The sequence below is a fragment of the Pseudomonas reactans genome (assembly GCF_013385825.1).
In the GTDB taxonomy this organism is placed as follows: domain Bacteria; phylum Pseudomonadota; class Gammaproteobacteria; order Pseudomonadales; family Pseudomonadaceae; genus Aquipseudomonas; species Aquipseudomonas reactans.
This window is the reverse complement of sequence record NZ_JACAPG010000006.1, coordinates 121388-132361: the sequence shown is the minus strand read 5'-3', so window position 1 is coordinate 132361 and position 10974 is coordinate 121388. Positions and strand designations below refer to the sequence as shown.

Sequence of the window (10974 nt, the reverse complement as noted above, 5' to 3'; positions counted from 1 at the left end):
AAAAATTTTGCAGAGCATGGGCCTGCCTGCGTGTGCGAGATTTGATCTGGATCAACGCGGCGAATCGTCATCCTTCCAGGGCGCCGAGAGGTAGCGCGTGCGGTTGAAAGTCTCCAGCCATTCCGGGCAAAACACCACCAGGGCGCTGATGACCATGCCGTTGATAAAAGCTTCGGGGAAGATGATCAGCCATAGGTAGCCGACGAAATCCTCCAGCCATTCCGGCATGGCGAAGCGGCCGTCGAACCACAGCAGCCCCAGCCCCAACAGCAGGCAGAGCAATGCCGACAATGCGGCGGCAAAGAACCCGGAACAGAAGATATACACAAAGGGATTACGCGGCTGTGCTCGCTCGACCAGCAGCGCGCAGGCTTCAGTGACCAGCACTGGCAGCACGATCAGCAACAGGCCATTGACGCCAAGGGCGGCGAGGTCTTGGCGCCCTAACATCATCAGGCCCAACTGGGCGGCAAAGCCACCGACAATTGCCAAAGGCCAATCCAGCAACAGGGTCACGGCGGTCATGCCGATGAAGTGGTACGACACGCCGGTATCAAAGTCCCGCCGTACCAGCCACAGCATGAACAACGCGAACACCGTGCCGAACAGCAAGTGCTGGCGGCGGCGGTCGGCAAACAACTCGACCCAGGGCGAGCGCAGGATCGCCCACAGCACCACCGGCGCATAGAACAGCCAGCCAATGCCCATAGTCGTTGGCGCCAGCAGTGCGGCACTGATCACGGCGACACTCCCTCTGGTCGAATATCGGTCGGATGATCAGTTTACACCGACGCTTCATGGAGGTACTTCCTGCGGTCATCATTTGAGCGCTAAGCTGCTAGCTATGGATGACTCAGACTACCTGCGCCTACTCACCGTTGCGGCCGAACAAGCCAACGCGTTCCTGTCCAATGCCCGCAAATGGGAGCGTGAGCGTTGGGTCTGCCAGCGCCTGTTGCAAGGCTTGAACGTGCCCTACCGAGCCGAAGAGTTTCATGCCGCCGGGCAAGAACCGCCGGACGTACTGTTTCGCGATGCCAGCTTCGAAGTGTTTTTCGTACTGGATGAGGGCCGCCGCCTGAACGACGAATGGCGCGACGAGTTGCTGCGTCGGCGCAGCGCCTTCTCCCTGAGCCAATTGGTGCGGCGCGAAGCCAAGCCGCGGCGCATTCCGGCCCACGAGTTTTTATTGCGCCTGGCACCTACACTGCGCAAGAAGGCGCATAACTATAAAGAACGCGGGATGGACCTGGGGGAGTTGGATATCGTCGCCTTCACCAGCCTCAAGCGCGAAGTACTCGACCTCAACAGTCATTTTCCGCCGCCAACCGAATACCTGCGCCAGGGCTGGCGCTCGTTGTCGCTGGTGGGACCGACGTTTGCGCGGGTGCTGTTCGCGCACCCGGACGCACCGGATTTCTTGCGCAACAACCTGGGCCGCAGCATAGTATTCGATGTGGGCATCAGCCTCTGATCCCCCGGACTGTAACGTGGCGCCCTTTTGCAACGTCTACCTGACGAGGCCTTTATGACCAGCCGCCTGAACCCCGATGACCAACAGCATGTCGAAGAGTACCTGCAACTCTCCCAAAACCGAGTCGAGCGCAAGCCTTTCCGGCCATGGCTGCTCCTGGGTGTGGTGCTTGTTGTGGTGATCGGCCTGGGCTTGCTGAGCCGACTTTTGAGTTACCTGACGCTATGAGCTGCCTGGCGCTCGCGGGGGTAACTGCTCCGATTTCTTTTAGCCTTGCGAGATATCCCCATGACCCATCGTATTATTATCGTCGGCGGCGGCGCCGGCGGCCTGGAGTTGGCTACCCGCCTGGGTAAGACTCTGGGCAAGCGCGGCACCGCCAGCATCACGCTGGTAGACGCCAACCTGACCCACATCTGGAAGCCCTTGCTGCACGAAGTGGCGGCCGGTTCGCTCAATTCCTCGGAAGACGAACTCAACTATGTCGCCCAAGCTAAATGGAACCACTTCGAGTTCCAACTGGGGCGCATGAGCGGGCTCGACCGTGAACAGAAGAAGATCCAGCTGGCCGCCACCCTCGATGAAGAAGGCCGTGAGCTGGTACCCGCGCGCGTGCTGGGCTATGACAGCCTGGTGATTGCCGTTGGCAGCACCACCAATGACTTCGGCACCGAAGGCGCGGCGCAACACTGCCTGTTCCTCGACACCCGCAAGCAGGCCGAGCGCTTCCACCAGCAACTGCTCAACCACTACCTGCGCGCCCATGCCGGGCAAACGGATGTGGTGGAAAAGATCAGCGTTGCCATCGTCGGCGCGGGGGCCACCGGGGTCGAGCTGGCCGCCGAACTGCACAACGCCGCGCATGAGCTGGCCGCCTACGGCCTGGACCGTATCAAGCCGGAAAACATGCACATCACCCTGATCGAAGCCGGCCCACGGGTGCTGCCTGCCCTGCCGGAGCGTATCGGCGGGCCTGTGCATAAAACCCTGGAGAAGCTTGGGGTGACCGTGCTGACCAACTCGGCGGTCAGCGAAGTGACGGCCGACGCGTTGATCACCAGCAGCGGCCAGGTGATCCCCGCCAGCCTCAAGGTATGGGCCGCAGGCATTCGCGCGCCAGGTTTCCTCAAGGACATCGATGGCCTGGAAACCAACCGCATCAACCAACTGCAAGTGTTGCCGACGCTGCAAACCACCCGCGACGAAAACATCTTTGCCTTTGGCGACTGCGCCGCCTGCCCGCAACCGGGCACCGATCGCAATGTACCGCCACGCGCCCAGGCCGCTCACCAGCAAGCATCGCTGTTGGCCAAGTCGCTGAAGCTGCGCATCGAAGGCAAGGACCTGCCAAGCTACAAGTACACCGACTACGGCTCACTGATCTCGCTGTCGCGTTTCTCGGCGGTGGGTAACTTGATGGGCAACCTCACCGGCAGTGTGATGCTTGAAGGCTGGCTGGCGCGGATGTTCTATGTGTCGCTGTACCGCATGCACCAGATGGCGCTGTATGGGTTCTTCCGTACAGCGATGCTGATGCTGGGGAGCAAGATTGGGCGTGGCACCGAGCCACGGCTCAAACTTCACTGACAACGCCCCCTCTGTAGGAGCCCGGCTTGCCGGCGATGGCGGCCTTGAGATCACCAATATCTCGCTGACGCCATCGCCGGCAAGCCGGCTCCTACAGGGGCAGTGCCGAATGATGAAATCGTGAGCAAAAAAAATCCCCGTATCTTTCGATACGAGGATTTTTAATATGGTCGGGGTAAGGGGATTCGAACTCCTGACATCCTGCTCCCAAAGCAGGCGCGCTACCGGACTGCGCTATACCCCGGTAAAAAAAAGGCGACCTTTCAGTCGCCTTCTTCGATCAGTGCTTTTGGCCTCTGATCTTAAGATTCGATTCCAGCATTAGCTGGTCTCAAAAATGGTGGGTCGTGTGGGATTCGAACCTACGACCAATTGGTTAAAAGCCAACTGCTCTACCAACTGAGCTAACGACCCAAATATGGTCGGGGTAGGGGGATTCGAACTCCCGACATCCTGCTCCCAAAGCAGGCGCGCTACCGGACTGCGCTATACCCCGATATTGAAATTGGCTCCGTGACCAGGACTCGAACCTGGGACCCAATGATTAACAGTCATTTGCTCTACCGACTGAGCTATCACGGAACTACATATTTCAAAGTGCTACGTTGTTGCTTACTACCTTCTCTTCGACTTGTCCGTATCGCTACGTTCATGTCTCTGAGGCGCGCTATTCTACAATCTTAAAAACCCCTGTCAACCCTTTAAATTGCTTTTAAGACAATGATTTGCGCTTGTTTCTGATTTCTTCTTGGGGAGAAGAAACCCGTGGGCTGACGTTGCTGCGGGGCGCACTTTACAAGCCTTTGCCTTACAGTTCAACGCCCTATCGAAAAAAAAAGGCCCCGCAATGCGGGGCCTTCTCTTATTACCCAACAGACCTGGGATTAGTGGAAGACAATTTCGTCGTTTTCCACCGTCGCCTCGACGCTGGTGCCCGGCATGAAGCTGCCGGACAGGATCAGCTGGGCCAGCGGGTTCTCGATCCAGCGCTGGATCGCACGTTTCAGAGGCCGTGCGCCATACACCGGGTCGTAACCGACCGCAATCAGCTTGTCCAACGCCTCGCTGCTCAACACCAAGTCCAGCTCGCGCTCTGCCAGGCGACCACGCAGGCGACTCAACTGGATCTCAGTGATGCCCGCGATCTGATCCCGTGCCAGAGGCTCGAAGATCACCACTTCGTCGACCCGGTTGATGAACTCCGGACGGAAGTGGCTGGTCAGCGCATCCATCACGGCAGCACGCTGGCCTTCACGATCCCCCACCAACTCCTGGATCTGTGCCGAGCCCAGGTTGGAGGTCATCACGATCACCGTGTTGCGGAAGTCCACGGTACGCCCGTGACTGTCCGTCAGGCGGCCATCTTCCAGCACTTGCAACAGGATGTTGAACACATCCGGATGCGCCTTCTCGACCTCATCCAGCAGGATCACCGAGTAAGGCTTGCGCCGCACGGCCTCGGTCAGGTAACCACCCTCTTCGTAGCCCACATAGCCTGGTGGTGCGCCGATCAAGCGAGCCACCGAGTGTTTCTCCATGAATTCGGACATATCGATCCGCACCATGGCCTCTTCGGTATCAAAGAGGAATTCGGCCAAGGCCTTGCACAGCTCGGTCTTACCCACACCGGTCGGGCCGAGGAACATGAACGAGCCGCTCGGACGGTTCGGGTCGGACAAACCGGCCCGCGAACGCCGTACCGCGTTGGACACCGCCACCACGGCTTCTTCCTGGCCAATCACGCGCTGGTGCAACAGGCTTTCCATCTTCAGCAGCTTGTCGCGCTCGCCTTCGAGCATTTTCGACACCGGAATGCCGGTCCACTTCGAGACGACTTCGGCGATTTCTTCCTCGGTCACCTTGCTGCGCAGCAACTGGTTCTCAGGCTTGCCGTGCTGGTCGACCATCTGCAGGCTGCGCTCCAGGTCCGGGATCACCCCGTACTGCAACTCGGCCATGCGGTTCAGGTCGCCTTTACGGCGCGCGGCTTCCAGCTCCTGGCGGGACTGCTCGATCTTTTGCTGGATCTGCGCAGAACCTTGCACTTCGGCTTTTTCCGAGGTCCAGATTTCTTCCAGGTCCGAATACTCGCGTTCCAGACGGACGATTTCTTCCTGAAGTTTTTCCAGGCGTTTCTTCGCCGCGTCGTCTTCTTCTTTCTTCAGGGCCTGGGACTCAACTTTCAGTTGAATCAGGCGCCGATCCAGGCGGTCGAGTACTTCCGGCTTGGAGTCGATCTCCATACGGATGCGGCTGGCCGCTTCGTCGATCAGGTCGATGGCCTTGTCGGGCAGCTGACGGTCCGTGATGTAGCGGTGGCTCAATTTCGCCGCCGCAATGATCGCGCCGTCAGTGATCGCCACCTTATGGTGGACCTCATAACGCTCTTTCAGGCCACGCAGGATCGCAATGGTGTCCTCTTCGCTCGGCTCTTCCACCAGCACTTTCTGGAAGCGACGCTCAAGGGCCGCGTCCTTTTCAATGTACTGGCGATATTCGTTGAGCGTCGTGGCACCGACACAATGCAACTCGCCCCGCGCCAAGGCTGGCTTGAGCATGTTGCCCGCATCCATGGAACCTTCGCCCTTACCGGCGCCGACCATGGTGTGCAGTTCATCGATAAACAGAATGATCTGCCCTTCCTGCTTCGACAGTTCATTAAGCAGGGATTTCAGGCGTTCTTCGAACTCGCCACGGAACTTGGCACCGGCAATCAGCGACCCCATGTCCAAGGACAGCAGGCGCTTGCCTTTGAGGCCGTCCGGCACTTCACCATTGATGATGCGCTGGGCCAGGCCCTCGGCAATCGCGGTTTTACCCACGCCAGGCTCGCCGATCAGCACCGGGTTGTTCTTGGTGCGACGTTGCAGGACCTGGATGGTGCGACGGATTTCATCGTCACGGCCGATTACCGGGTCAAGCTTGCCTTCTTCGGCGCGCTTGGTCAGGTCGACGGTGTATTTATCCAGGGCCTGGCGCGACTCCTCATGGTTGGGGTCGTTCACCGCGTCGCCGCCGCGCAGGTTGTTGATGGCGTTTTCCAGGGCTTTCTTGCTCACGCCCTGGCCCAGCAACAACTTGCCGAGCTTGCTGTTCTCGTCCATGGCGGCGAGCAGCACCAGTTCACTGGAGATGAACTGGTCACCCTTCTGCTGGGCCAGACGGTCTGCCTGGTTCAGCAGGCGCGCCAAGTCCTGGGACATGTTCACGTCGCCAGTCGGGTTTTGGATTTTCGGCAGTTGGTCGAGCTCTTTGCTCAACTCCTTGCGCAGGCTGTTGACGTCAAAGCCCACCTGCATCAGCAAAGGCTTGATAGAACCACCTTGCTGTTCCAGAAGCGCCTGCATCAAATGTGCAGGCTCGATGGCCGGATGGTCGAGGCCCACCGCCAAGGATTGAGAGTCAGATAATGCCAACTGTAATTTGCTGGTTAAACGATCAATACGCATTAGTCACCTTCCTTTTGAGCAGGCCGGAGCTATAAAACATCCTGAATGAAGAAACCTGCCAGATACCCCTATAGATGGGGTGGATTCTGCGAGTTTCAAGCGACGGACAGTTGACGCAGATCAGAGGAGTCTAGCGTTCCAGCCAGATAAGGGAGGCAAACCGACCGGTGCGTGGGCTACGGCGGTAAGAAAAGAAGCGCGGGTCGGTCACGGTGCATAAACCGCCACCATAAACAGCAGTGACGCCACGTGCGGCCAGGCGCAGACGGGCCAGCTTATAGATGTCGGCCATGAATTTGCCGGAATTGCGGCTGGGCACGAAGGCTTCAGCGGTGATCGGCAATTGCTGCATGAAGGCTTCACGCACTTCCGGGCCGACTTCAAAGGCTTGCGGGCCAATCGCCGGGCCAAGCCAGACCAGCACTTCACCCGGATCGGTATCCAGGCTTTCAAAGGCAGCTTCCAGCACGCCCGCCGCCAGGCCACGCCAACCGGCATGGGCCGCCGCCACACGGGTGCCGGCGCGGTTGCAGAACAACGCAGGCAGGCAATCGGCGGTCATGGCGGTGCAGGCAATGCCAGGGGTGCTGGTCCAACTGCCATCCGCTTCGACGGTGCGATTTGGGTCGGCTTCGACCACAGTCACACCATGAACCTGACGCAGCCAAGCCGGCTGAATAGTGAAGGCATCGCTAAGGCGACGGCGATTCTCAAGGACGGCCTCCAGGCTGTCCTCGACGTGATCGCCCAGGTTGAGGCTGTCGAACGGCGTCAGGCTGACGCCGCCCGCACGGGTGGTGACGCAGGCTTTCACCTGAGCCGGCGCAGGCCAGTCAGGAATCAGCCAGTCACTCATCCGATAAACGCCTCGCGATCCTGCTTGAGCAGCGACAGCAGCCAGACCAGATCGTCCGGCAGCGGCGATTCCCAGCTCATCCGCTTACCGCTCGTCGGATGGTCCAACTCCAAGAAGCGCGCATGCAGTGCCTGGCGCGGGAAGGTTTTCAACGATTCAACCATGGTCTGGCTGGCCGCAGGCGGAATACGGAAGCGACCACCGTAGGCCGGATCTCCGACCAACGGAAAGTTGATGTGCGCCATGTGCACGCGAATCTGGTGGGTACGGCCGGTTTCCAGCTTGACCCGCACGTGGGTGTGGGAACGGAAACGCTCCAGCACACGGTAGTGGCTGACGGCCTGCTTGCCGCCTTCCATCACCGCCATACGCTGGCGCTGCTGGCCGTGGCGACCGATCGGGGCGTTGATCTTGCCACCTGCCACCACCACGCCGATCACGATGCATTCGTAGATCCGGCTGACGCTGCGGCTTTGCAATTGTGTGACCAACTGCGTCTGCGCTTGAATGGTCTTGGCCACCACCATCAAGCCGGTGGTGTCCTTGTCCAGACGGTGCACGATGCCGCAGCGCGGGACATTGATGATGTCCGGCACGTGGTGCAACAAGGCATTGAGCAAGGTGCCATCAGCGTGCCCGGCCGCCGGGTGAACCACCAGGCCTGCGGGTTTGTTGATGACCAGGATGTCGTCGTCTTCATAGACGATATCCAGCTCGATGTCCTGGGCGACCCATTCTCCCTGGGCTTCCTGCTCGGCAGTCAGCTCAAGAATCGCACCGCCATGGACTATGTCTCGCGGGCGGATAACCGCTCCATCCACAGTCAGGCGGCCGTCTTTGATCCAGGCGGAAAGGCGCGAGCGCGAGTGCTCAGCGAATAATTGTGCGGCGACTTGATCGAGGCGTTGGCCGCCCAATTCGGACGGCACCTCTGCGCGAAGTTCAATTTTATCGGACATGCTCAGACTAGGCGTGGCACAGCCTTTGGTTTCGGCTGCGCGCTTGTGGTTAAATACGGCGTCTTTTGCCCCGAGGCTTTCAACGGGGCGCTCATCATAACAGGACGGCCCCGCCCAAGACAGCGGCCGTCATAGGGACGCAAGCCGCCATGCAAGTGAAACACCTGCTGCTGATCGCCATCCTCGCCATGACTGCTGCTTGCTCGTCAACAAAGGAAGTCGTCGACGAAAACCTGAGCGAAGTCGAGTTGTACCAACTGGCTCAGAAAGACTTGGACAATAATAGCTTCACCAGCGCCACAGCGAAGCTGAAGGCACTGGAGTCGCGCTATCCGTTCGGGCGCTACGCCGACCAGGCCCAGCTCGAGCTGATCTACGCCAACTACAAGAACGCCGAGCCGGAAGCTGCCAAGTCCGCCGCCGAGCGTTTCATCCGCCTGCATCCGCAGCACCCGAACGTCGACTACGCCTACTACATGAAGGGCCTGACCTCGTTCGACCAGGACGTCGGCCTGCTGGCGCGCTTCCTGCCGCTGGACATGACCAAGCGTGACCCGGGCGCTGCCCGCGACTCCTACAACGAGTTCGCCCAGCTGACCAGCCGCTACCCCAACAGCCGCTACGCGCCGGACGCCAAGCAGCGCATGATCTACCTGCGCAACCTGCTGGCTTCCTACGAAATCCACGTGGCGCACTACTACCTGACCCGTCAGGCCTACGTAGCCGCCGCCAACCGTGGTCGTTATGTGGTAGAAAACTTCCAGGAAACCCCTTCCGTGGGTGACGGCCTGGCCGTGATGACCGAGGCTTACCAGCGTCTACACCTGGACGAGCTGGCCAGCACCAGCCTGGAAACCCTGAAGCTCAACTACCCGGATCACCCAAGCCTGAAAGACGGCCAGTTCGTGCCTCAGGTTGCCGAAGCCGACAACCGTTCGTGGCTGAGCAAGTACACCCTGGGCCTGATCGAGTCCCGTCCACCGCTGCCGCCGGGCGAAACCCGCGCCAACCAGGACGTGATCAAGCAGTACCAGGACGCCAAGGACGCTATTCCTTCGGAGCTCAAGCCGCATGACGAGAACGGCGACGTGATCAAAGAAGAAGAGCCTGAGGCCCTGGGCAACAACCAGGATCGTTCGTGGTTCAGCTACATGACTTTCGGTGTGTTTGACTGATAGCACCGGGTGTCATCAAGAAGGAGCCTTTCGAGGCTCCTTTTTTGTGGGTGATATTTATTGCGCTGTGCGCCTGGCACGTCCTTGGCTAAACTGGCGCATTCCTTGTCGAGAAACTGCCCATCATGCTTCGTCTATTGTTCTGGATTGCCGTCATTGCCGCCGCAGTATGGTTCTGGCGCAAGTTCAAAAGCCCGGCCGCCAAGCAACATCGCGCAAGCGAACCTGACGCCGCCCTGATGGTGCGCTGCGCCCACTGCGGCGTGCACCTGCCGCAGAATCGCGCCCTGAGCTCACGTCAGGAATGGTATTGCACCCAGGCGCATCTGGAGCAGGGCCCGAAGTCTATCCAGCGTTGATCCGACCTTCTGGCGCATAAGGCGCAGGGTCGATGATCGGCGCACGCGCCAGCAGCAAGTCAGTAAACAACTGGCAAGATGCCGGCGCAAGCACCAGACCATTGCGGTAATGGCCGCAGTTGAGCCACAAGCCTTTTAAGCCCGGCACTTGGCCAATATAGGGGATGCCTTCCGGTGAACCAGGGCGCAACCCTGCCCAGTGCCCAACCACCTCGGCGTCCGCCAAGGCGGGAATCAACTCCACCGCGGATGCCTTGAGACTTTGCAGCGCCGTCTCGGTAGGGGTCTTGTCGAAGCCTTCGTGCTCCAGGGTACTGCCAATCAAGATGTGCCCGTCACGCCGGGGGATCGCATAACGCCCCTTGGCCAGGACCATGCTCGACAGGAAGTCCGAGGCGCATTTGTACAGGATCATCTGGCCTTTGACCGGCTCGACCGGCAGCGACAGGCCCAAAGTACCCAGCAGTTCACCGCTCCACGCACCGGCCGCCAGCACGACGTGATCGCCAAAGATCGGCCCATTAGCTGTATTCACACCCACGACATTGCCCGCATCCAGAACAAATCCGGTCACTTCGCACTGCTCATGAAGGGTCACGCCGGGCAACGCCAGCAGTGCCGCCTTGAGGGATTTGACCAGGCGCGGGTTGCGCACATTGGCGACGTCAGCCATGTAGACCGCGCTGGAGTACCCGCCGCCCAGCACCGGAACGGCATCATGGGCAGCCGAGACATCCACTTTGCTCAAGGGGCGGCCTTCTCGCGCAGCCCAGGCCAGGGCTTCGGCTTCGTCGTCCAGGTCCAGCCAGTACAGGCCGGTGGTATGCACCTCCGGATCAACCCCCGTCTGGGCGAACAGGCGCTGCGCCAGCTGTGGATAAAAGTCCTGGGACCAATGCGCGAGTGCAGTGACAGCCGGGCTGTAGCGCCACGGATACAGCGGCGAGACAATACCACCGCCCGCCCAGGAGGACTCCTGCCCCAACCCCGCGCGCTCCAGCAGCACCACGGCTTGCCCTTGGATCGCCAGGTTGAACGCCGTCAACAAGCCGATGACCCCGCCACCGACAATCACTACCTGCTGTTGCTCTGCCATCATTTGATCCAGCCGATAA

At 59.9% G+C, this 10974-nt stretch carries 10 protein-coding genes and 4 tRNA genes; 5 read left to right on the top strand and 9 right to left on the bottom strand.

Going from position 1 to position 10974, the window contains the following annotated elements; all coding sequences use genetic code 11:
• Positions 1 to 51 precede the first annotated feature (51 nt).
• Positions 52 to 741 (bottom strand): energy-coupling factor ABC transporter permease, encoded by a 690-nt coding sequence (locus tag HX868_RS06750; protein ID WP_177002349.1) that lies wholly within the window; start codon positions 739 to 741, stop codon positions 52 to 54.
• Positions 742 to 844: 103 nt separating this feature from the next.
• On the opposite strand from HX868_RS06750, the gene HX868_RS06745 reads away from it, so the two are divergent.
• The 3 genes from HX868_RS06745 to HX868_RS06735 are packed head-to-tail and all read left to right on the top strand — an operon-like array spanning position 845 to position 3061.
• Positions 845 to 1474: a DUF1780 domain-containing protein gene (locus tag HX868_RS06745; RefSeq protein WP_010213242.1), complete on the top strand. Its 630-nt coding sequence runs from the start codon at positions 845 to 847 to the stop codon at positions 1472 to 1474.
• A gap of 54 nt (positions 1475 to 1528) precedes the next feature.
• Positions 1529 to 1702: a DUF3094 family protein gene (locus HX868_RS06740; RefSeq protein ID WP_016976295.1), complete on the top strand. Its 174-nt coding sequence runs from the start codon at positions 1529 to 1531 to the stop codon at positions 1700 to 1702.
• 60 nt (positions 1703 to 1762) lie between these two features.
• A complete protein-coding gene (locus HX868_RS06735; protein WP_016976296.1) occupies positions 1763 to 3061 on the top strand; it encodes an NAD(P)/FAD-dependent oxidoreductase in 1299 nt (432 codons plus the stop codon).
• 167 nt (positions 3062 to 3228) lie between these two features.
• On the opposite strand, the gene HX868_RS06730 is transcribed toward HX868_RS06735, so the two are convergent.
• From HX868_RS06730 to rluD, 7 genes are all read right to left on the bottom strand, one after another.
• Positions 3229 to 3305: transfer RNA gene (locus tag HX868_RS06730), tRNA-Pro, on the bottom strand.
• 94 nt (positions 3306 to 3399) lie between these two features.
• Positions 3400 to 3475 (bottom strand) — tRNA-Lys (locus tag HX868_RS06725).
• A 5-nt stretch (positions 3476 to 3480) separates the two neighbouring features.
• Positions 3481 to 3557 (bottom strand) — tRNA-Pro (locus HX868_RS06720).
• A gap of 10 nt (positions 3558 to 3567) precedes the next feature.
• Positions 3568 to 3643, bottom strand: a tRNA-Asn gene (locus tag HX868_RS06715).
• Positions 3644 to 3945: 302 nt separating this feature from the next.
• On the bottom strand, positions 3946 to 6510 hold the full coding sequence (gene clpB / locus HX868_RS06710) for an ATP-dependent chaperone ClpB (RefSeq protein WP_016976297.1): 2565 nt from the start codon (positions 6508 to 6510) through the stop codon (positions 3946 to 3948).
• Positions 6511 to 6640: 130 nt separating this feature from the next.
• Positions 6641 to 7366 (bottom strand): peptidoglycan editing factor PgeF, encoded by a 726-nt coding sequence (gene pgeF, locus HX868_RS06705; protein ID WP_177002348.1) that lies wholly within the window; start codon positions 7364 to 7366, stop codon positions 6641 to 6643.
• Positions 7363 to 8325, bottom strand: a complete 963-nt coding sequence (gene rluD, locus HX868_RS06700) for a 23S rRNA pseudouridine(1911/1915/1917) synthase RluD (protein ID WP_016976299.1) — start codon at positions 8323 to 8325, stop codon at positions 7363 to 7365. Before rluD ends, pgeF begins: the two co-directional genes overlap by 4 nt.
• Before the next feature lie 149 nt (positions 8326 to 8474).
• Here rluD and HX868_RS06695 point away from each other — a divergent pair, with 149 nt between their 5' ends.
• Positions 8475 to 9500, top strand: coding sequence for an outer membrane protein assembly factor BamD (locus tag HX868_RS06695; RefSeq protein WP_061435280.1), 1026 nt, complete (start codon positions 8475 to 8477; stop codon positions 9498 to 9500).
• Positions 9501 to 9625: 125 nt separating this feature from the next.
• Positions 9626 to 9859, top strand: a complete 234-nt coding sequence (locus tag HX868_RS06690) for a PP0621 family protein (RefSeq protein ID WP_177002347.1) — start codon at positions 9626 to 9628, stop codon at positions 9857 to 9859.
• Here HX868_RS06690 and thiO read toward each other — a convergent pair.
• Positions 9846 to 10955: a glycine oxidase ThiO gene (thiO, locus tag HX868_RS06685; protein ID WP_177002346.1), complete on the bottom strand. Its 1110-nt coding sequence runs from the start codon at positions 10953 to 10955 to the stop codon at positions 9846 to 9848. The genes HX868_RS06690 and thiO overlap by 14 nt on opposite strands.
• Positions 10956 to 10974: the final 19 nt, after the last annotated feature.